The 22,681-nt window shown below is 72.8% G+C and carries 7 protein-coding genes; 1 reads left to right on the top strand and 6 read right to left on the bottom strand.

Going from position 1 to position 22,681, the window contains the following annotated elements:
• Positions 1-30: 30 nt before the first annotated feature.
• The 6 genes from ACZ63I_RS18995 to ACZ63I_RS18970 form a co-directional block, all read right to left on the bottom strand.
• Entirely contained in the window at positions 31-7,095 is a 7,065-nt protein-coding gene (locus ACZ63I_RS18995) for an SDR family NAD(P)-dependent oxidoreductase (RefSeq protein ID WP_469340007.1), read from the bottom strand.
• 51 nt (positions 7,096-7,146) lie between these two features.
• Entirely contained in the window at positions 7,147-8,457 is a 1,311-nt protein-coding gene (locus tag ACZ63I_RS18990) for an FAD-dependent oxidoreductase (protein ID WP_469340005.1), read from the bottom strand.
• A 5-nt stretch (positions 8,458-8,462) separates the two neighbouring features.
• Entirely contained in the window at positions 8,463-9,344 is an 882-nt protein-coding gene (locus ACZ63I_RS18985) for an ACP S-malonyltransferase (RefSeq protein ID WP_469340003.1), read from the bottom strand.
• Positions 9,345-9,357: 13 nt separating this feature from the next.
• Positions 9,358-14,910, bottom strand: coding sequence for a beta-ketoacyl synthase N-terminal-like domain-containing protein (locus tag ACZ63I_RS18980; RefSeq protein ID WP_469340511.1), 5,553 nt, complete (start codon positions 14,908-14,910; stop codon positions 9,358-9,360).
• A gap of 161 nt (positions 14,911-15,071) precedes the next feature.
• Positions 15,072-15,920: a polyketide synthase dehydratase domain-containing protein gene (locus tag ACZ63I_RS18975; protein ID WP_469340002.1), complete on the bottom strand. Its 849-nt coding sequence runs from the start codon at positions 15,918-15,920 to the stop codon at positions 15,072-15,074.
• Positions 15,917-20,782: an amino acid adenylation domain-containing protein gene (locus ACZ63I_RS18970; RefSeq protein ID WP_469340000.1), complete on the bottom strand. Its 4,866-nt coding sequence runs from the start codon at positions 20,780-20,782 to the stop codon at positions 15,917-15,919. Before ACZ63I_RS18970 ends, ACZ63I_RS18975 begins: the two co-directional genes overlap by 4 nt.
• A 323-nt stretch (positions 20,783-21,105) precedes the next feature.
• Between ACZ63I_RS18970 and ACZ63I_RS18965 the strand changes: the two genes are divergently transcribed.
• On the top strand, positions 21,106-22,681 hold a 1,576-nt coding region (locus ACZ63I_RS18965; protein WP_469339998.1), incomplete at its 3' end, for an SDR family NAD(P)-dependent oxidoreductase.

The following is a 22,681-nucleotide window of genomic DNA, read 5'->3' as shown; positions in this document are numbered from 1 at the left end:
TCGGCGTTCCTGTCGCTGTCCCTGCCGCCGTCACTCGAACCAGAACCGGTGCTGTTCGAAGGCGTATCCCGGCAGATGCAGCCGGTTGAACGGTCCGTCGTCGAACATCGTTCGCCATGCGAACTCCTCTCCCTCCATGTACCGGGCCCGCAGGGTCTCCAGAGCCGCGAGGTGATCGCTGCCCGCCGGGTCGGGCAGTGTCACCGGGTGGGTGGTCAGGCGCTGCGGGCGGCACTTGGCCGTCTCCTCGGGGCGGGCCTCGGCGAGCGCCCGGCGCAACTCCGAGGCGGTGGAGACGATCCAGGCCAGTCGGTACTCGAAGTGGTCCCGGCCGGCCACCAGGGTGTGGGCGATGTCCGCCAGGTCCGCGCGCTGCTCCTCGGGACCGGCCAGCCAGTCCAGCAGGTCGTCCCGCATCCGGGTGAGCGAGGTGCGGGAGCGGGCGCTGAGCGTGATGAGCCAGTGCGGGCGGGGTGTCGCGCGGGTCCGCGGCGGGGCGGGCGCCTCGGAGAGGACGGTGTGCGCGTTGGACCCGCCGAACCCGAAGGAGCTGACGCCCGCGACCAGGGGCGCAGGCCGCTGCCATGCCTCGTTCTCCAGCAGCAGCCGGAAGGGTGAACCGTCCAGTTCGACCAGGGGGTTGGTCTCCTTGAAGTTGATGTTGGCGGGGAGCTGGCGGTGGCGCAGGCAGAGCAGCAGTTTCAGCAGGCCGGCCATCCCGGCGGCGGGTTCCAGGTGGCCGACGTTGGTCTTGACGGCGCCCAGGGTGATGCTGCCGGGTTCCCGGTGCGGGGCCAGCCGGCCGAACGCGGTGCGCAGTGCGCCGACCTCGACGGGGTCGCCGAGGTTGGTGCCGGTGCCGTGGGTCTCGATGTGGGAGACCCGGTCGGCCAGTTCGGGGGTGTAGACCCTGCTCAGCAGGGCGATCTGGGCCTCGGGGTTGGGGGCGGTCAGCGAGTTGGAGCGGCCGTCGTGATTCTCGGCGACCGCCTCGATCACCGCGAGCACGGCGTCCCCGTCCCGCCGGGCGTCGGCGAGCCGCTTGACGGCCACGCAGCCCACGCCCTCGGCCCGTACGTAGCCGTTGGCGTCCTTGTCGAAGGTGGCGCAGCGGAAGTCGGGGGAGAGTACGCCCAGTTTGCCGGCCGCGTCGGTGGCGTCGGGGTCGACGAGCACGCTGACGGCCCCCGCGAGAGCCACGTCGCACTCCCCCGCCGCGAGTGAGAGCACACCCCGGTTGAGCGCCACCAGGCCGCTGGAGCAGGCGGTGTCGACGGTCTGGCTGGGGCCCGTGAAGTCGAGCAGGTGGGACACGCGGTTGGCGAGCATGGCGTGCGCGTTGCCCGTCACGGCGTAGGGGTGGTCGCGGTCGTCGCTGTGCCGCAGCGCCGTCTGGTACTCGCTGAACTGCACACCTGCGAAGACGCCGACCTCGCGCAGGGTGCCGGGCGCGTAGCCGGCGTCGAGCAGGGCGTTGTACGCGCTCTGGAGGAAGAGCCGGTGCTGGGGGTCCATGAGCGTCGCTTCGCGGGCGGAGAGCCCGAAGAAGGAGTGGTCGAACGCGTCGAATCCGTCGATGGTGCCCGCGAAGTAGCGCTGTTCGCGGTGTTTCCAGCGGTCGACGGCGCGGATGGCGCTGCCGTTCTCGACGAGCAGCCGCCAGAAGTCCGCCAGGTCCGCGCCGCCGGGCATGACGCCGCTCATTCCGACGACGGCGAAACGGCCCTCTTCGCCGCCGGTGGGGACGGCGTCGGGGTGCGGTCGGGGGGACGGGGCGGGAGCCGTTGCCCGGGAGGCGGCGGCGGCGGTGTTCCGCCCGCCGGCGGACGGGCCGGTCGGCGGCTGGTTCTCGGCGGGTGGGCCCTGGTTGTCCGCCGGTACGCCCCGGTCTCGCAGATAGCTGCTGAGGGAGGTGACGCTGCTGTAGGTGAACAGGGCGTTGGGCGGGGTCTCCACGCCGAAGCGGGCGCCGAGTTCGCGGGCCAGCCGCTGGAGCATGACCGAGTCGAAGCCGAGGTCGCCCCAGGTGCTGTCGACGGCGATGTCGTCCGGGCTCAGGCCGGTCTGCGCGCGCACCAGTTCCACGAGGCGTGCGCCGATGTCCTCCAGGGTCGCTCCGGGGCCCGGGGCCGGTGCGCCGCCGCGGGGGGCGGGGCTCCCGGCGGCGGGCAGCAGGCGGCTGCGCAGCCGAGGTACGTCACCGACGCAGGGGACGACCTGGTGGCAGCTTTCCGGCAGGCCGTCGAGCAGATCGAGGAACAGTTCCGCGCCGCGCCGTGAGGTGAGCGGTTCCATGCCGTACTCGCCGCGCAGGAATCCGGCGAGCGCCTGGTACCGCTCGCGGCGTTCGTCGTCGGCGTCCAGCCACAGCGGCCAGTTGACGGAGAGGCTGAAGCCGCCGTGTTCGCCGTCGGCGACGCGCCGGGCGCGTTCGGCGGCGAACTCGTCGAGGAAGCGGTTGGCGGCGATGTAGTCGCTCTGGCCGGTGTTGCCCATGACGCTGGAGATGGAGGAGAAGACACAGAAGAAGTCCAGGTCCAGCCGGGCGGTGTACCGGTCCAGGTTCCGGGTGCCGCGGATCTTCGGGTCGAGTACGGCCTCGGCGTCGCCCGCGGTCTTGTTCTGCACCAGGGCGTCCCTGACGACACCCGCGGAGTGGACGACCCCGTCGAGGCCCCCGAAGTTCCTCCGGATTCTGTCGATCAGTTCCCTGGTCTGCTCGGCGGAGACGATGTCCGCCTGTTCGTGGTGGAGTCCGGGTGTGCTGTCGATCCACGCCTGCCGGGCCGGGTCCGGGGCTGAGCGGCCGACGGCGATCACTGTGGCGCCGTACCGCTCGACGAGCAGGTCGGCGACGGCGCGGCCGACCTTGCCGAGACCACCGGTGAGCAGGTACCTCCCCCCGGTGCGCAGCCGTACGCCGTCGCCGAGGCCCAGTTCGGTCAGTTCTCGGGTGTGGCGCACGCCGTCGGCCCACCGGACCTCGGTGAGCGGTCCGCGGGCGGCGCGCAGTTCGGCCAGCAGGGGCTCCCAGCCGTCGGCAAGTACGTCACGGGCGCCGGAGCGGCGCGCCTGGACGGTGCGGATGTGCGGGTTCTCCTCCGCCAGTCCGTGCAGGAACCCGGCCCTTGCGCGGGTCTCGGCGGGGTCGTCGTCCAGGGTCAGGCCGAGGACCGTGGACGGGGTGCGGCAGCCCTGCAGGGCCTTGGCGAGGGACAGTTCGGCGGCGACCGTCACCTCGCGCCGCAGGTCCAGCCAGTACAGGTGGTCGAGCCCGCGTTCGCCGGTGAGGTGGTCCAGGGCGCGGCGGGCGGCGGTGTCGTCGCCGTCGGGCAGTTCGATCCGGTCGGCGGTGAGGAGGGGTGTGTCGCCGGGGGCCACCGTGATCAGCCGGGTTCCCTCCGGCGGGGCGGGCAGCCGGTGGTCTGCGGCCCGGTCGGTGAGGACGAGGACGTACGGCACCGGGGTGTGCGCGGGGCCGTCCGGTGTGCGCGGACACCATCGCGGGGTGAGCAGCAGGGCGTCGGTGCCGGCGGGGGTGGCGGCCGGGTCAGGTGCGGCCGGGGTGCCGGGTGCCGGGCGGGCGGGCCGGTTGGTGCGCGTGTGGTCCAGTGCGTCGGCCAGGTGGCGCTCGGCGGCGAAGGGGTAGAGCGGGGCGTCGACCAGCAGGCGTACCGGGAACAGTGCCGCGAAGTCGGGGGTGCCCCCGTCGAGGTACTCCGAAGCCGCCCGGTCCCAGGGGTCGCCCTCCGGCGGGGCGGACGGGCGGGCGCCGCCCTGCCCGTCGCTGAGCAGGCCGGCCAACTGCTCGACGGACTCGGCCCAGTAGCCGCGCCGGACCCGGAAGTGCTGCCTGGCGCAGCACAGGGTCCAACTGAGGCCGTAGAGGTCCGTCCGCGAGCCGGGCGCGTCGGTCAGCGAGGCGAGCAACTGGTCCGCCCGGCGCCTTACGGCGGCCTCGTCACGCCCGGACAGCGGGACGAAGTAGCGCGGAAGTACGGGGACGGGTCCGGGCGGGCGGGGTGCCACGAACTCCTGGACGATCGCGTGGCCGTTGGCGCCGCCCGCGCCGAACGAGCTGAGTCCGGCGAAGCGCGTGGGGGCGCTGCCCCGGGGCCACGGCCGGGCCTCCTTGACGAGGGTGAACCGGGAGTCGTCCAGGTGCAGGTCGGGGTTGTTCAGTTCGCAGTGGAGGGTGGGCGCGAGGGTGCGGTGGGCGAGCTGCTTGACGATCTTCACGAGTCCGGCCATCGCCGCGGCGGACTCCAGGTGTCCGATGTTGCTCTTGGCCGAGCCCAGGTGGGCGGGGCCCTGTTCGGGGCCGCCGTAGGCGCGGCGCAGCGCGTGCACCTCGATGGGGTCGCCGAGGCGGGTGCCCGTGCCGTGGGCCTCGACATAGGTGACCGCCGCCGGTTCGATCCCGGCCTGTTCCAGGGCCGAGGTGATCACCCGGCTCTGGGCGCGCTCGGAGGGCACGGTGAAACCGGCGGTGCGGCCTCCGGCGTTCACGGCCGTCGCCCGCAGGACGGCGTGCACCCGGTCGCCGTCCCTCAAGGCGTGGGACAGCGGTTTGAGGACGACGGCGGCGGTTCCCTCGCCGGGGACGTAGCCGTCGGCCTCCACTCCGAAGGGCCGGCAGTGGCCGGTGGGGCTGAGGAACTTGCCCTCGGACAGCAGCCGGTACTTCCCCGGGTGCGTCATGAGGTTCACGCCGCCGGCGACGGCGAGGGAGCAGTCCCCTGCGCGCAGGGTGCGCGCGGCGAGGTGCAGGGCGGTGAGCCCGCCGGAGCACATGGTGTCCAGGGCGACGCTGGGGCCGTGCAGGTCGAAGGCGTACGAGACCCGGTTGGCGATGGCGGCGAAGGAGCTGCCGATGACCCGGTCGGGGGCGGTGAGGTCCTGGTAGTGGCCGAACATGGCGGCCACGAAGACGCCCACGTCGCCGGTGGGAGCGGCGAAGTATCCCGAGTCCTCCAGGGCGTGGTAGGCGGTCTGGAGGAACCGGCGCTCCTGGGGGTCCATGTAGCGGGCTTCGAGGGGCGCGACGGTGAAGAAGACGGGGTCGAAGTCCAGGGCGTGGTCGAGGAATCCGCCGTGCCGCCCGTAGGAGGTGCCCGGTTCGTCCGGTGCGAAGGAGTGGTCCTCGCGCCAGTCCCAGCGGTCGCCGGGGATGACCCGGATCGCGTCGTCGCCCCTGAGCAGGGCCTGCCAGTACGCCTCGGTGTCGGCGCCGGCGGGGAACTCGCCGGCCATTCCGACGATGGCGATGTCGTCGTCACGGTAGGCGTCCGCGGGAGGGAGGTCCTCGGGCGGGGCGGAAGCGGGTGCGGGCGCGGACGCGGACGCGGGGCGGGGGGTCTCCCGGGCGGCCCGGGGCGGTGTCCCGGCCTCGGCGGCGGGCCGCGGTGCCCGCGGCGGTACGGGGGCGAGGACGGGGCGCAGTTCGGCGGGGAAGTTCTCGGCGAGATGCGCGCCGAGCGCCGCGACCGTCGGGTACTCGAAGAGGACGGCGCGGCTGAGCCGGGACGACCCGGCGATGTCGAGGCGGGTCTCGATGTCCCGGCTGATCCGGATGCTGCCGACGCTGTCCAGTCCCTGGTCCAGCAGGTTGTCGTCGTCGCGCAGGTGCCGCAGACCGCTGTGGCGGACGACGATCTCCCGCAGCCACGCGGTCGTCCGGGCGAGCAGGCCGGGGCCGTCGTGGACGGCGGTCGGCGGTTCTGCGGTCGGCGGTTCGGCGGTCGGCGGTTCGGCGGTGTCAGCGGTGTCAGCGGTGTCAGCGGTGTCAGCGGTGTCAGCGGTGTCAGCGGTCTGCGTACCGGTGAGGCGTAGCTCCCCCTCGTACACGACCGGCTGTCGGGTCCCGGTGGCGAGAACCGACATCAGCTCCTCGCACGCCCGCTCCGGGTCCATCGCCCACAGCCCCGAGCCCTCGTCCGGCATCCGCATGCCGTCGCTGTCCCACAGGCCCCAGTTGACGCTGTACCAGTCGCCGCGCCCGGCGGCCAGCCGGTCCAGGAACGCGTTGGCCGCTCCGTAGGCGCTCTGGCCGACATTGCCGGTGACGGCCGTCAGGGAGCTGAAGTGCACGACCGCGGCGGGCCGGTGCTCCCCGGTCAGCGCCGCCAGGTTGAGGGCGGTGGCGACCTTGGGCCGCAGGACGCTCTCCAGTCGCTCCGGGGTGAGGTGGTAGAGCAGGCAGTCGTCCAGTGTTCCGGCGAGGTTGAACACGGCCTTGACCGGGCCGGCCTGGTCGTGGATGTGGCGCAGCGCGCCGTCGAGCGCCGCGGGATCGTCGGCGGGGGCCGCGAGGTAGCTGCGTACGCCCGCTTCCCTCAGCGCCGCCCGTATCTCGGGACCGGGCGTGCCGCGTCCGATGACGAACACCCGGGCGCCCCGGCGCCGGCTCAGATACCGGCACAGACGGCGGCCGATTCCCCCGGCGCCGCCGATGACCACCACCGGGTCGCCGTCGCCCACCACCGTGCCGGGTCCGGGCGTCTCCGTCGGCCGGGGCGCGTGGTCCAGGCGCGCGATCCGGTCGCCCTGGGCCCGCAGTACGTCGCCGGGGTGCCGGGTTCCGGCCGTGATCCACGCCCGCAGCCGCTCCGGGGTGACGGGGTCCCCGCTCCCGACGGCCGTGTGGACCAGAGGGCTCTCCAGCGCGGCTGTCCGGGCCATGCCGTCGAGCAGCGCGGGCAGCACGTCGCCCGAACGGGACAGCGTGACGAGGTGGACGGGGCGCCCTGACTCCCGTACGGCGTGCAGCAGTGCCAGGCAGGCGCGGGCGAACCGCACCGCCCGGTCGTACGCAGGTGTGCCACCCGGGCCCGCCGCGCCGTCGGACGGACCGTCGCCCCAGGCCACCACCAGGGTGGCGCGGCCCGTGACGCGCCGGCGCAGCTCCCGGCCGATCTCGTCCTCGGTCTCCGTGGCGGGGCCGGCGTACCAGCAGTCGGCGCCGAGGGCGCGGGCGGCGGACGCGACGTCCTCGCGGTCGGTGACCACCACGGTGGCGCCGGCCAGGTCGCCTGGCAGGTCGCCTGGCGTGTCCGGGGCGGCGAGGTCCGTGTACCGGGGTACTAGCGATTCCATGGGTCATCCCCGTGAGAGAGAGCGGATCGGGAGGGGCCGGGCGGCGTCGGCTCAGACGCCCATGAAGTCCTTGATGCCGCGGAACTGCCCGTGGGCGGGCGCGTCGTCCGGGAAGGGGTACGGCGCGCCGAGCCGGTCCGCGATCACCATGCCGGAGACGATCGCCCCCTCGTGACCGGTGACGCTGGTGTCCATGCCGCAGAACCAGAGGTTGTCACGGCCCTGGATCTCGCGCAGCCGCTTCTTGCGGCGCACGTCCACCGGGCGGAGCTGGGGGAGCTTCCAGGCGCGGCGGACGACGACACGCGCCGGGTCGATCTCCTCCTGCGGGTCGAAGGTGATGAGGATCGGCGAGGAGACGTTCCGGTAGGGGCGCAGCACGTTGCAGTTGCGGGTGAGGCTGCCCATCTGCTCGTCGGCGCGGGCGAGTTCGAATCCCTCCGGCATCCGGAACTGGCAGTAGGCGGCGCCGCCCTCGGGGCTGAGCCAGCTCTCGTCGTGGTGCAGCACGCTCTCGACCGGGATGTAGGCGAAGTCGCCGAGCAGTTCCCGGAAGAGGGGGTCGGGTGTGCGCAGCAGCGACAGCGTCACGTCCGCGTGCGTGGCGAACACGACCTGGTCGAAGTCGTGTTCCTGCCCGCCGGCCAGCACCGTCACCCCGGTGTCCGTGGGGACGACGGCCTCCACCGGCGTGTTCAGCCGGACGCGGTCGCCCAGCTCGCTCTCGATCCTGGCGAGGTAGCGGTGGATGCCGCCCTGTGCCTTGCGCCAGTATCCGGCGGAGAAGAAGGAGAGCAGGTTCATGCTGAACGACAGCGCGACGTACATGAGGTTGTAGTCGAGGGACGGCGCGTGGCAGCCCGAGTAGATGCTCAGGATGGGGTTCATGGCCCGGTACTTGAAGCTGGCGGAGTACCCGTTCTTGTCCAGGTACTCGCCGATGCTCATGTCGCGGTACGCGCTGTCGCCCGAGGTGGGAAGCTGGTTCATCTCCAGGTGGAAGCGGTCGAACTCCTCGTGGAGTTCCTCCCGCAGCCGGCCGAGCAGGTTGAGGTTGTTCCACGACTGTCCCTCGCCGGGAAAGTCCACGTGGACGGAGGAGGGGGCGACGTAGGTGCCGATGCCGAAGTCGGTCAGCAGCCGGAACAGGTTGGGCGACAGCTTCTCGTTGAAGTGCTCCACGCCCATGTCCACGTGGAGGGTGCCCTGGTCGGTCTCGACGGCGTGGCTGTAGGCGTGTCCGCCCAGGTACCCGCCCGCCTCGAAGAGCGTGACGTCGTGCTCGCGGGCGAGCCGCCAGGCGGCGACGGCACCGGAACCGCCTCCACCAACTACGGCGATCCGGCTGTTTGCTGTTTCCACGGTCATCACTTCCCGGGCTCGGCCTGCGGCGAGGTTGGGTCGCCGAGGATCTGTGCGCTCAATTTGGTCAGCACCGTGCCGGGACCGACCTCGTCGAAGGTCCGGTGTCCGGTTCGGGCCAGATGGGTCACGGTCTGCCACCACCGCACGGGCTTCACGAGCTGGAAGACCATTTCCTCCAGCAGGTGCTGCGCGCCCAGGGTCCGGCCGCTCGTCGCGGAGACGACGGACGTGGCGGGCGGCGCGAACTCCCGGTCGCGCAGGAACCGGGCGAATTCGCGGCGGGCCGGTTCCATGTGGCGTGAGTGGAAGGCCCCGCCGACCGGCAGCCACACGCAGCGGTGGCCGAACTCCTCCAGTCGCGGGACCAGTTCGTCCAGCCGCTGCCGGGTCGCGCTGACGACGACCTGGCCGGGGCTGTTGTAGTTGGCCACGTCCACGTCGTAGGAGTCGAGCCGGGCGAGGTCCTCGTCGATGGCGTTGGCTCGGGGGCCGACGACCGCGACCATCGACCCGTCCGGTGCCTCCTGCATGAGGGCGCCGCGTTTGGCGACGATCTCGAGCCCTTCGAAGAGGTCGAAGACTCCGGCCGCGAACAGGGCCGGGTACAGCCCGAGGCTGTGGCCCGTCAGGCACCGGACGGGCTCGGCCCGCCGCTCCCGCGTGTACGCCAGATACATCAGGCAGCTCACGAAATAGATCGCCTGCTGGGTGTAGGCGGTCTCGCGCAGCCGCCCGTGCGGGTCTTCCAGGCACAGCTCGCGCAGGGAGTGGCCGACGACGTCGTCGGCCCTGTCGCACAGGTCGGGGTAGGCGTCGAACACCTCCCGGCCCATGCCCAGTTCCTGCGAGCCCTGCCCGGGGAACATCACCACATCGCCGGTCATCTCCGTCCCCCCGTCAGTTCAGTTCGAAGACGGTGAAGGGCTCGGCGGCCGGGGCCGGTCGCCGGGCCGCCGGGGCGGCGCCGTCGACCGCCACGGACACCGCCTCCTCCAGCGCGACGAGCGTCTCGCCGTGCTCGTCGGTGAAGAGGAAGTCGTAACTGCGGGTCCGCTGCGAGCCGCCGGGGCGGGCCACGCAGTGGCAGAAGACGGCCTCGTCCCGGGGGGCCCGGACGACGGTCAGCCGTCCCAGGTGGTACGGCACGAACACCGGTCCGCCCGGGGCCTCTTCGGACGCCAGCAGGATGGACAGTTGCATGCCGCAGTCCAGGAGCGCGGGTGACAGGCCGTATCCCCAGTCGCGGTCGACGTGGACGAAGGCCCGTACGGCGCCCGCTCCGACCTCCGCCCAGCGCACGCCGCGCAGCGGTTCGCCGTAGTCGTAGCCGAGCCGCCGGAAGGTGTCATAGATCTCGGGGCCGTACCGCCGGCGGGCTCCGGCCGGCGGGGCGGGCGGGGCTCCGGGCGGGGCGGCGGCGGTCCCGAGTTCGGCCGTGCAGTGCGTCTCGCCCGTGGCGCGGTCGACGACGGACAGCTCACCCGCGCGTTCCCGGACCTCGACGGCCTCCGGGTCGGTGATCCGCTTCTGCCACAGCACGTTTCCGAGGGGGCGGCCCCCGGCGTGTTCGGCGAGGAGCGCGAGGGTCCAGGCCGCCGGGGCCATGGGGACGCCGTCGATCCGGTGGGCCGACACGAGCGAGGAGAGGGAGGCGAAGCCGGACTCCGCGGAGTCGATCCAGTGGCGGCGCCGGAGGAACGGGTAGGCGGGCAGCTCGACGGGCGTGGTCCTCGGGTAGTAGCTGTCCCAGTCGGGGGAGCCCCCGGACTCGAAGAGGCCGGCGACGTCCCCGGCGGTGCGGGCGGACAGCTCCTCGACCGCGCGAACGGCGGGGGCCGGGCGCCGGGTCCGGCTGCCCAGGTCCTGTTCGAGGCCGCGCAGGAGTTCGTCCTGGTCGCGGCAGACGATCGCCACGCGGTGCGCGAAGCTGTCGCGGCAGCACGCGAGGGTGTGGGCGAGGGCGTCCATGCCGACACGGCGTCCGCTCAGCCACTGCCGGAGCTCGTCCATGGCCAACTGGAGCCCGGCGGCGGTGTGGTGGGAGAGCGGGATGACGTAGCTGTCGCGCCGCGGCGCGGTGGGGACCGGTGTGTCCCCGGTGTCGCCGGGGACTCCGCGCAGCACCACGTGGGCGTTGGCGCCGCCGGCGCCGAAGGAGCTGACGGCGGACGTCAGGGGCAGGTCATCGGGCCACCTCTCGAGCCGGGTGTTCAGGGCGAACGGCGTGGCGGCGAAGTCGAGATGGGGGTTGGTGCGCTCGGCGTGCAGTGAGGGCACCAGATAGCCGTGGCGCATCTGGAGCACCGCCTTGAGCACACCGCTCAGGCCCGCGGCGGATTCGAGGTGGCCGATGTTGGACTTCACCGAGCCCAGCCTGATCCGCTGGGTGCCGGCCGCGGCGTACGCCTTGGTGAGGGCCCGCAGTTCGACGGGGTCGCCCAGGGCGGTGCCGGTGCCGTGGGCCTCGACGTAGCCCACCTCCTCGGGAGAGGTGCCCGCCGCCGCGAGGGCCTTGGTGACGAGGGTGTACTGGGCCTCGGGGTTGGGCGCGGTGTAACCGTTGGACCGGCCGCCCGCGTTGACGGCGGAGCCGCTGATGACGGCGTAGACGCGGTCCCCGTCGCGCAGCGCGTCCTCGGCGGGCCTGAGCATCAGGCTGATGACGCCTTCGCCGTCGACGAAGCCGTCGGCTCCGGCGCCGAACGGCCGGCACTGGCCGGTGCGGGACAGCATCTCCAGGCCGCACAGGAGCTCGTACTGGCGCGGGTGGGTGATGAGGTTGACGCCGCTGACGACGGCGCGGTCGCACTCCCCCGCGCGCAGGGACTGGCAGGCGAGGTGCAGCGCGGTCAGGGACGCCGAGCAGGCGGTGTCGACGGCCATGCTGGGCCCGTGCCAGTCGAAGTGGTACGAGGCGCGGTTGGCCATCGACCAGAAGATCGAGGTGGGCGGCTGGGCGGTGGGGTCGGTGGCGGTGTGCCACGCGTATCCGCCGTTCATGACGCCGACGAACACGCCGGTGTCGCTGCCGGCGAGCCTGGCGCGGCTGTGTCCGGCGTCCAGGATCGCCAGGTAGGTCTGTTGCAGGACGAGGCGTTCCTGGGGGTCCATGCGCGCGGCGTCGTGGGGCGTGATGCCGAAGAACGCGTGGTCGAAGGCGTCGATGTCGTCGATGAAGGCGCCCCGGTCGGTGTACGGGACGGGCTCGGGGCCGTCCGCCGGGCGTGCGCGGAAGCGGTCCGGGGGGAGGGCCGACGTACAGTCCACTCCCTCGAACAGGTGGTCCCAGAACTCCTGGACGCCGGAGGCGCGGGGCAGTCGGGCGGCGACGCCGACGACGGCGATGTCGCCGGGGCGCGGCGCACGGGCGGTGGTGGGCCGGGCGGCCGGTGTCGTCAGCGGCTCGTCGGCCACCGGGGTCTCGCGTATCTCGCGTTCTGCTGTGCCGGGCCGGCCGGCCGGTGCCTCCGGGGCGGGGAACGCCGCTGCCACCGCCTCCGCGTTCTCGGCGACCAGGAACTCCACCAGCCGCCCCACCGTCGGATACTCGAACCACACCGTCGCGGGCACATACCCCACCCGCTCACGCAACGGCTTCAACAACTCCATCGAGATCAACGAATCGATCCCCATGTCCCGGAACGGACGATCGACCTCCACCTCCGACACATCGAAACGCATCGTCTCCGCGATCACCCCCCGCACAAACCCCTCCACCCGCACCCGCACATCCGCCGCGGACTCCCCGACCGCAGCCGCCCCGGCCGGTGTCTGCGGAGCGGGTGCCTCCGGGGCCGGGAACGCCGCCGCCACCGCTTCCGCGTTCTCGGCGACCAGGAACTCCACCAGCCGCCCCACCGTCGGATACTCGAACCACACCGTCGCGGGCACATACCCCACCCGCTCACGCAACGGCTTCAACAACTCCATCGAGATCAACGAATCGATCCCCATGTCCCGGAACGGACGATCGACCTCCACCTCCGACACATCGAAACGCATCGTCTCCGCGATCACCCCCCGCACAAACCCCTCCACCCGCACCCGCACATCCGCCACACCCGACACCCCCGACTCCTCCGACACCGGCGGCGCCTCGACCGCGGACTCCCCGACCTCAGCCGGCCCGGCCAGTGCGACCAGGACCTGCTGTCCGTCGCCGCCGTGGGGGCGTACGGCGCCGAAGCCCGCCTCACGCATGAGGGAGCGCCACTGGTCGCCGGCGAGCAGGGGGCTGTGCTCGATGCGGTACGGGTCGTCGCTGAGCCACCAGCCGTCGGTGAGGCCGAAGGTCAGCGTCGCGTAGTCCTGCCGGGCGGTGATCTCGTTCAGGACGAGGATTCCGCCCTCGCGCAGCACGGTGCGGACGTTGCGGAGCGTGCCGGGGACGTTCGACGTGGCGTGCAGGACGTTGGTGGCCACGACGACGTCGAACGACCCGGTGTAGTGCTCGGGCGGGTTCTCTATGTCGCAGATCTCGTACGAGACGAACGGGTGGTCGTCGCCGAACGCGTCGCGGGCCTTGTGCAGGAACGCGTGGGACAGGTCGGTGAAGTGGTAGCTCACGTCGCGCGGATCGAGCGCGGGCAGCACGAACTTGGTGGTGCTGCCGGTCCCGGCGCCGATCTCCAGGACGCGCAGCGGCCGTCCGGCCGTACGGCGCTGGTACGCGGCGACCACCTGGGCGCAGATCCGGTTGAAGTAGTCGGCGATGGGGTTGCTCTGGTAGACGGGCGCCACGAGGTGGAAGGAGCCGTCGGGGAAGAGCACCTCCACGGCCTCGGTGGCGCCGGTCAGCACGTCGGGCAGATGGTCGAGACACCGGTCGAGCAGCTCGATGTGGCCGGTCAGCTCCGGGTAGGCACGGCGGAGTTCGGGCCGTGTGAGGGAGTGGGCGGGCGGCATCGCGCCGATGGCGTCGCGCAGCTTGGTGTATTTGGTGATCGCCGTCGCGGGCAGCGTGAGCTGTCCGAGCCGCCACCGGGTGTACGCCTCCAGCCGCTCGGAGAGGTCCCGGTTCCGGGCGACGTCGCTGTCCTCGCCCCGGAACGCCGGCACCACGTCGTCGAGGACGCCCGCCGGTCCGGCCGGCGCACCGGGGCCGGGTGTCGTGCGGGCGGCCGGGGCCGTGTCGGCGGGCTCGTGCGGCGTGATTCCCATGCGCTCCAGCGCCTCTTCCGTTCCTTTGACACAGGTGATCCGTCGGTGGTCGCTAGCGAGGAGCCGCTCGATGACCGCCAGTCCCTCGGCCGGTTCGATCGAGCCGATCCCCAGCCCGTCCATGCGCTCGCGGTACTCCGGCTTCGCCACGACGCCGATCCCGCCCCAGTAACCCCAGTTGATGACCTTGGCGTCGATCAGCAGCGCCTGGTGGAGAAGGTCGGCGCAAGCGTCCTTGACCACGCACGCGGCGGCGTAGTTGCCCTGTCCGGGGCTGGCGATGTACGCCTGCACGGAGGACAGGAAGAGGCAGAAGTCGAGGTCCCTGCCGCGCAGCGCGTCCACCAGGTGGTGGGTGCCGTGCACCTTCGGGCGCAGGACCTCGCTCAGCACCTCCTCGGTCATGGTCGCGAGAGTGGAGTCGCGCAGGACGAGCGCGGAGTGCACGACGCCGTGGATGACCTCGTGGGCGTCGAGCGCGCGCCTGAGCGCCGGGGCGTCGGCCAGGTCCGCCCGGTGGTAGTGGACCGCGCGGGCACCCAGCTCCCGCAGCCGCTCCCGGGTCCGGGTGAACTGCTCGGCCGGCCGGCGGCCGACGACGACCACCTCGGCCCGGTAGGCGGCGGCCAGGTGCTCGGCGAGCAGGCCGCCGATTCCGCCGGTACCGCCGAGGATCACGTAGGTGCCCCCGGTCCGGAACGGCGAGCGGTCGGGCGGTCCTGGCAGGTCCGCCGGCTCCATCGACGCGACGGCGTACTCGTCACCGCGTAGGCAGACGGGCTTGCCCAGCACCGTCGGAAGGGGCCGGTCCAGGGCTTCGGCCAGGGACGACGCGGTCAGGTCGGCGAGGCAGAAGCAGCGCACCGCCCAGTCGGGCCGTTCCTTGGCGAGAGACTGAGCCAGGCCGACGTACACGCCGTCCACGGGGTGCGTGGCGGCGGAGAACAGGGGGCTCTGGACCGCCTTGTCGGTGAACACGTCGAGGCGGACCCGTGGCCTGCGGTCGAGCACGTGGACGAGTGCGAGGAACGCGGTGAGGTCCGCGTCGCGGACGCCGTCGGCCCAGGAGGTACGGCTGACGAACACCAGGTGCGCGTCGGCGGCCGGGGCCGCGGCGAGCCGGTCCCTGCCCGCGCGGTCGAGCGCCAGCACCTCGGCGTGCGGGAAGCGCTCCGTCAGCTCCCGTCGCAGTCCTTCCTGTGTGGGCGGCACCAGGAAGATCCGCCGGCCGTCGCCGGTGGCCCGCGGCGGGTCCAGCCGTCGCCGCGTCCACCGCGGGGCGAACACCATGGAGTCCACGGCGGCACGGCGAACCAGCGAGGCATCGGGGAGCGCCGTACCGGACCCGGCGTTTCCGCTTCGCCATTCGTGGTGATTCAACACGGTCCCCCATGCCTAGGTTTCACTGTGGGATGGACGCCGCCGTACGGCCGTGCGCGGCCGGCCGGGCATCAGGTTCGGAGCGCGGGTTTCACACCGAGGTCGAAAACCGAGAGAAGTGGTTCGTAGTCCTCGTCGAACACGGTGAAACGGGTTCTGAACGCCGAGAGTTTCTCGGTCAGGACGAACGCGGAACCGGCCGGGAAACGCGCCGGAGCGTGAAAGACCATATGGCCCATGGAGAAAGGCATCAAGCTGTCGCGGTGTTCTCCGATGGATATCGCCATGCCCGACTGGAAGGAGCAGTCGAGGAGATTCACCAGCCCCAGCGGTGTTCCGTCGTTGTGCGACAGCCAGGCCAGTGAGCGCTGCCCGGAAAGCTGGACATAGGTGTTGCGGCGGAAGTACGGGCCGTAGTCGATGCCCATGTGGGAGAACTCCGCGTAGATCTCGCCCCGGGTGAGGTGGGCCCGGGTGTTCGCGCAGATCTCGTCGCGCACGTCGAGGCCCACCGCCGGGGCGCGGTCCAGCGGCTCGAACAGGAGCGTGCCCGAGCCGCAGAGCGCGCCCCGGTTGGTGACGGTGTAGTCCGCGGAACGCGTGTCCGGCGCCGTGCGGACGGTGACGAAGAGTTCGTCCAACGGCCCGTCACCGTCGATCGGCCGCAGCCAGGCCGCGTCCCGGACGGCGTGCGTCGGCGCCGAGGGGTGGAGCCGGGCGGCGGCACACAGCGCCATCTCCAGACAGACGACACCCGGCAGCACGCGCCCCCCGCCCACCAGGTGTTCCCGCAGATAGGTGTGGTCCGGGTCGATCCGGGCCCGGAAGGTGTCCGGTTCTCCGGTCGCGAGCAGCGGTACCGGTTCCACCGCGGGCGGCGGCGCGCCTCGGCCGGCCCTCTCGTCGACATCAGTGGTCATCGTGTCCGTCCCTCGTCGGTGAACCACAGGTCCGCCTCTTCGAACGGATACCCGAGGAGCGGCAGTCTGCGTGGTGTCTGCCCCGCGAACAGGGCCCGCCGGTCGATCGGCCCGCCGGCCAGGTACCGCTCACGGGCCGGTCCGGGCGCGGGCGGCCCGCTGTCCGCCGCCCGCTCGCCCCGGTGTTCCGCCGGTGGTGTGTGGACCGGCTCGCCCGCCGTGCGCAGGGCGTCCTGCAGTTCACCGGCGGTGGTGACGGTCCAGGCCAGTCGGTACGGCAGGGGCTCCCGCCGGCACAGGGTGTAGGACAGGTCGAGCAGTTGCTCGTCCGACAGGGGTCCGCTCCGCCCGAGGTGGTCGAGCAGACCGGCGGTCAGCCGGCGCAGCGCGCCCGGCGTGCGCGCCGACAGCGGTATCAGCCGGGGCCCGGGAGCGGTGCGGTGCCGGGCGGGAGGGGCCGGCGGCGCGGAGAGCACGACATGGGCGTTGCTGCCGCCGAAGCCGAAGGAGCTGATGCCGGCCACGCGTTCGGTGTCGTCGTCCCAGGGGACGTTCTTGCGCAGCACCTCGAAGGGCTGGTCGTCCAGCGCGATGCCGGGGTTGGGCGTCTGGAAGTGGAGGTTGGCCGGCAGGACCCGGTGCTCGAACGCCTTGATCACCTTGGTGAGGGAGGCGACGCCCGCGGCGGGCTCCAGGTGTCCGATGTGCGACTTGACGGCGCCGAGCCGGACGCGGCGCGTCGCGGGCCCGGGCAGCAGGTGTTCCCAGGCCCGCTTGAGCGCGTCGATCTCGATGGCGTCGCCGAGCACCGTTCCCGTGCCGTGGGTTTCGATGTAGCCGGTGCGGGCGGCGAGTTCGGGGGTGTAGGCGTCCAGGAGCAGGAGGTACTGGGCGTTCGGGTTGGGGGCGGTGAGCGAGTTGGCGCGGCCCCCGTGGTTCTCCGCGGCGCTCTCGATCACGGCGCGGATGTCGTCGCCGTCGGCGAGGGCGTCCGTGAGGCGCTTGACCAGGAAGCTTCCGTAGCCCTCGCCCCGGACGTAGCCGTTGGCGGCGGCGTCGAAGGACGCGCACCTGTGGTCGGGCGAGAGGAAGCGTGCCGCGTGGAGTCCCTCGTTGATCTGGGAGTCGAGGATGAGGTTCACCCCGCCGACGACGGCCGCGTCGCACACTCCCGCGCGCAGGTCGCGGCACGCCTTGACCAGTGCCACCAGGGAGCCGGAGCAGGCGGTGTCGAGGACCGTGGAGGGGCCGTGCCAGTCGAACCAGGAGGAGATCCGGTTGGCGATGAGGCTCATGGAGTGCCCCACCAGCGAGTACGGGATCTGCGGCGCGTCGGCCCTGGCCTGGAGGAGCGCGTAGTCGTTGCCGGTGGCCGCCATGTAGCAGCCGGTGCGTGAGCCGTTCAGCTCTGAGGGGGCGTACCCGGCGTCTTCGACGGTGTGCCAGACGGACTGGAGGAGCAGCCGCTGGCGCGGGTCCATCCAGCTCGCCTCGCGTGGCGAGATGGAGAAGAAGCGGGCGTCGAAGCCCTTCACGCCGGGGAGGAACCCGGCGTGCTCGCCGGGCAGTCGGCGTTCGGCCGGGGCCGGGACGACGCAGTCCCGGCCGTTGAGCAGGCTCCCCCAGAACGCCTCGGGGTCCGGTCCGCCGGGCAGCACGGCGGAGAGGCCGACGACGGCGAGCCGGTCGTCGGCGCCGGCCGGGTCCCGCCCCGCCGCGGCGCGCGGTGGGCCGGCGGGCCGGGTGTCCCGCCGCTGTCCGGGGTCGTCGAGAGGACGGCCGGAGAGGCGCCCCACGGTCTCGGCGACGTTGCGCAGGGTGTTCATGCGGTAGAAGTCGTGGGCGTGGACGACGACTCCGTACCGCTCGCTGATCCGTGCGGCGAGGACGTTGTAGCCGAGCGAGGTGACGCCCTGATATCCCAGGGGCCGGTCGGTGTCCGGTTCCGGCAGGCCGAGTTCGGCGGCGACGAGCCGGCGCAGTCCGGTGAGCAGGTCCTGTCCGTCCGCCTCCCCGCTGTCCGGCCGGGCCGGCTCCCCGGCCTCCGTCGGCGGTACGTCGTCCTGCGGGTGAAGGTCCAGCGAGGAGAGGGCGGCCTCGCTCAGCCGTTTGACGTCGGTCTTGCCGTTGGACGTCAGCGGCATCGCGGTCAGCCGGTGCACGGCCACCGGGACCATGTAGTACGGCAGGGTGTCGCGGCACCGCTCGCGTACCGCCTCTGCGTCGAAACGCTCCCCGGCCGGGAGCCGGACGAAGCACCGCAGGTGCGGTTCGGGTTCGGGGCGTACGACGGCGACGACGGTCGCGGACGGGACCTGCGCCTTGACGGCGGCGGCGACCTCGTCGAGTTCGACCCGGTGGCCGTTGACCTTGCGCTGCCCGTCCTTGCGGGAGACGTACGTGAGGCGGGACGGCGCCTCGTACCGTACGACGTCCCCGGTGCGGTAGGTGGGTGTGCCGTCGGGCAGGGTGCCGAACGCGGTGGCGGGGGCGTTCAGATAGCCCGGGGCCACGCAGTCCCCGGCGATCATCAGCTCGCCCCGCATGCCCGGGGCGACGGACCGCCGGTCCGGGTCCACCACGTAGTACCGGGTGTTGAGCGCGGGCTGCCCCAGGTGGAGGCGGTCGGCGTCGGTCACGCGCTGCCAGCTCGACCAGATGGTCGCCTCGGTGGGGCCGTACATGTGGTGGACGGCCGCGCTCTGCGCGAGCAGGTACTCCGCGACGTCGCGGTCCAGGGCCTCCCCGCCGCACAGCAGGGTCATGGGCCGCCGGGCGCGCCAGCCGGCGGCCTTCAGGATGCGCCAGGTGGAGGGGGTGGCCTGGACGACGGTGGCCCCGGCGCTGTCGATCCGCCGGCCCAGCAGGGTCCCGCTGGTGCGGGCCTCGTCGGACAGCACCTGGACGCTCGCGCCGCACAGCAGCGGCAGCAGTATCTCCAGGAGCGAGATGTCGAAGCCGATCGGGGTCAGGGCCACGACGCGGTCGTCCGGGCGCATGCCGGGGTCCTGGCGCACGGAGTGGAGGAAGTTGACGAGGTTGCCCTCGCTGACCGTCACCCCCTTGGGGGCGCCGGTCGATCCCGAGGTGAACATCACGTACGCGGTGCGGTCGGCGTCGGCCGGGACGGCCGGCCAGGCGGGCGGTGTGCCCGGGGCGGGCGTCGAGTCGTCCGGGGCGGGCGGCGGGGCGTCCGCCTCCCGCAGGGGGGTACGGGAGAAGAGCCGGGCCGCGCGGTCGCGGGTCGCGGTGTCCACCAGGACGACGCCCAGGTCCGCCGTCTCGGCCATGTACGCGAGGCGGCTGTCGGGGAGTCCGGGGTCCAGCGGTACGAAGGCGCGGCCCAGAGCCAGTGCGGTCAGCAGGGCGACGGGAACGGCGGCGGAGCGCTCCAGGAACACGCCGACGGGCCGCTCCCGGTCCGGGGCGCCGTCGCGGGACAGGTCGCGGCCCAACCGGTGCGCGGCGCCGAGGAGTTCGCCGTAGGTAAGCGAGCGGTGGTCGTCCACGACGGCCACCCGGTCCTGGTGCTCCGCCGCGGCCTCGATCAGGGCGGCGCCCAGGCTCCGATCGGACGGGGTGGCCCGGTGGGCCCCCTCGGCGACCGGTTCCAGCGGGCGCGACAGGTCGCACCGGGAGAGCGGCAGACCGGGCTCGGCGGTCGTGAACCGGGCCATCCGCAGGAAGTTGGTGGCCAGCGCCGACAGGGCCTCGGGCGAGAGCACCCGCGTGGAGGAGTCGAAGGAGAGGTGGATGCCGTGCTCGTCGGAGCTGAAGTTGACAGCCAATTCGCTCGAACTGCCGGTGTCGGGCTTGCTTATCCACGAGGCCGCCACCCCGGTCAGCTCCGGCAGCGCGGTCGGCAGCATCGCCGAGGAGGAGTTGACCACGAGGTTCAGCGCGGCGCCGCCCCGGCGCTCCGCAGGTCCCTGGCCGACCGCGGCCAGCGGGAGCAGGTCGAGCGTGGCGAAGCGCTGGTGGTCCCGCAACTCCTCGCGCCGGTCGCGTACTTGTTCCAGCAGCGACAGCGCGGACCGCTCCCGCGAGACGTCCAGCCACAGCGGCAGCAGGTTGGTGTGACATCCGTAGGGGGCGCCGTACGTCCGGGTGTCCACGGTGTGCGCGACCATCACCTCCCGGTCGTCGCCGTCGCCGTAGGCGTGCACCAGGGCCCCGGTGACGCCGACCACGAACTGGAGCAGGCTCAGTTCGTGGCGGCGCAGGAACGTGTGGAGGTCCCGGGCCTGTTCACCGGTGATCGTCTCCTTGACCGCGATACGGCGCGCGCCCCGCAGGTCTCCCGCCGCGCGGAAGGGCAGCGGCTGGTGGAGCCGGCGGCCCGTCAGCGCCGACCGCCAGTAGTCCGTGTCAGCGTCGGCGTCCGGACCCGGCGCCGGCCCGAACTGCTTTTCGAGGGTGGGGGTTTCGCCCCGCCAGCAGGCGGCGAGGGCGGCGAGGAACGGCGCGTAGCAGCCGCCGTCGAAGACCAGATGGCTGAAGTCCAGGCGCAGCAGCAGCCGCTCCCCGGACTCCGGCAGACAGCGGAAGCGGAAGAGTTCCTGGCCGGTGGGGTCGATACCGCCGGAGTCGAGGAGGTCGTCCCGGCGTTCGCAGCGCCCGAGCACCCGCCGGGGCATCGGACGGCTCTTCGCCAGCAGTGTTCCGCCGACATCGGTGAAGTAGCAGAGAAGTCGCGGGAACACCGTGGAGACCGCGCCCCGCAGCGCGGCGTCGAGACGGTCGGTGTCGACGTCGCCGGTCAGCTCGTACACATAGCTGACGGTGAGTCCCGGGTCATCGGGATTCTGCTGGTGCCGGTACCACTGAAAGCGCTCGTAGGCGCTCGCCTCACGCTCCGTCATGTGCACTCAGACCTTTCCACCGCCCAGCACTCCGAACAATTCCTACACCGCCCGGATCAGCGTTCGCTTGAATCCCGGTGGAACTTGCAGGACGGGACCGCGGCGCGCCCATAATGCGGTGCCGGAATGCGCGGTCACCGGCGCTCGGAGAGCTTTTCGCGCCGCCGGCTGTTCAACTGCTTCCGTTCCGCGCTTGAACACCTCCCGGCTCCAGCGGTATTCAAGCGTTCGGCCTGGCGGCCATTCCCGGCGCGTGCTTTTCGGCGGTCCGTGGCCCGTCCGTCCCCCGGCGTCCGTCCGGCGTGCTCATCGGAGGTACACACGTGCTGCTCTCGGAAGACGACGTGGCGCTGTTCGCGCGGGTCAGCGGCGACCGGAACGCCCTGCACTGCTCGCCCGACCACGCCCGCAGCACCCCGTTCGGCCGGACCGTCGCGCACGGCGTCCTGGCGGCGCTGGCGACGCTGGACGAGCAGGCGCCGGACGGGGCGGGCGTGGCGGCCGTCGAGATCGACTTCGGCAATCCCGTGTTTCCCGGGGTCCGTTACCGCTCCGAGGCGACGGGTGCGACCCGGACCGGCTCCGGTCACCGGCTGGCCGACGGGGACCGCACCTGTCTGACCGTGCGGGTGCGGCCCGGTCCCCCGCCGGACCTGACGGTGCGGCCCGTACCGGCGGAGGGCGCGGCGCCCCGGCACACCATCGGTGATCTGCCGCCGGGCACCGCGGTGTCCGGGGCGTACGGCCCGGAGGGGACCGGCGCGCTGCGCGACCGGTTCCCGGCTGCCGCCCGGCTGCTCGGGCACACCCCGCTGATCTGTCTGCTGTGGTCGAGCCGGCTGGCCGGGATGCGCCTGCCGGGAGAGAACTGTCTGCTCGGGCGGGTGGCGCTGCGGTTCCACCCGGTCACCGCGGCGGAACCCGTCCGGCTGTCGTACACCGCACGGGTGGTGCACACCGACCGGCGGTTCGGGCTGGTCTCGATCACCGGGGAGATCACGGCGGGCGGCGCGGTCGTCGCCGAGGCGGAGATCGAGGCGATGGTCCGTACGCCCGCTCCCGCGGCCACCGCGGCCACGCTGGGAGAACACCTGAGCCCTTCGACCCGGCTGAGCGGCACCTCGGCCGTCGTCGTCGGCGGCAGCCGCGGTCTGGGCTCGGCCCTGTCGCTGGCACTGGTGTCGCAGGGGTGCGAGGTCTTCGTGGGGCACCGGGGGACGCTGCCCGAGGCGCTGGCGGACGACGCCGGGCGGCTGCCGGGCCGGCTGCGCTCCGTGCCCGGTGACGCGGCCGACCCGCGCTGGAGCGCCGGGCTCGGCGCCCGGGTCGAACGGGAGCACGGCCGGCTCGACTTCCTGGTGTGCGGCGCTGCCCCGCCGCTGCGCACGCTGGGCCTCGCCGCCACCGACCTGGAGCGGATGGACGCGTTCCTGACCGATTCGCTGCGGCTGGTGAGCGCGCCGATGTCGGGGCTGCTGCCGCTCGTCGAGACGGGACGGGGCACCTGTCTGGTGATGTCCTCGGCGGCCGTGGGCGAACCTCCGCGCGACTGGCCGCACTACGTGGCGGCCAAGTCCGCCGTCGAGGGGCTGGTCCGCTGGGCCGCCCGGCACCGTCCCGGTGTGTCGTTCCTGCTGGCGCGGCCGGGGATGCTGTGGACGGAACAGACCAACTCGCCCCTGGCCCGGGAGAAGGCGGGGCGGGTGGAACCCGTGGCGGCGCGGCTGGTGCGCCGGATGCTGGAGCCCGCGCCCGGCGGAGGTGTCCCCGAGCTGATCGAGGAGGAGGCCGCAGGCCCGGTCCCGGGGCCGGGGCGGGGGGGGGGCCGGCCCCGGGGGGGGGCCGCCGGCCGCCCGGCTCGGCCCGGCCGAACAGCACGTCGGCGAGACCGTGCCCCGC

The sequence above is a fragment of the Streptomyces sp. NPDC087906 genome (assembly GCF_055584925.1).
The sequence above is the reverse complement of the archived record's forward strand: the minus strand, read 5'-3'. Positions and strand labels throughout refer to the sequence as shown.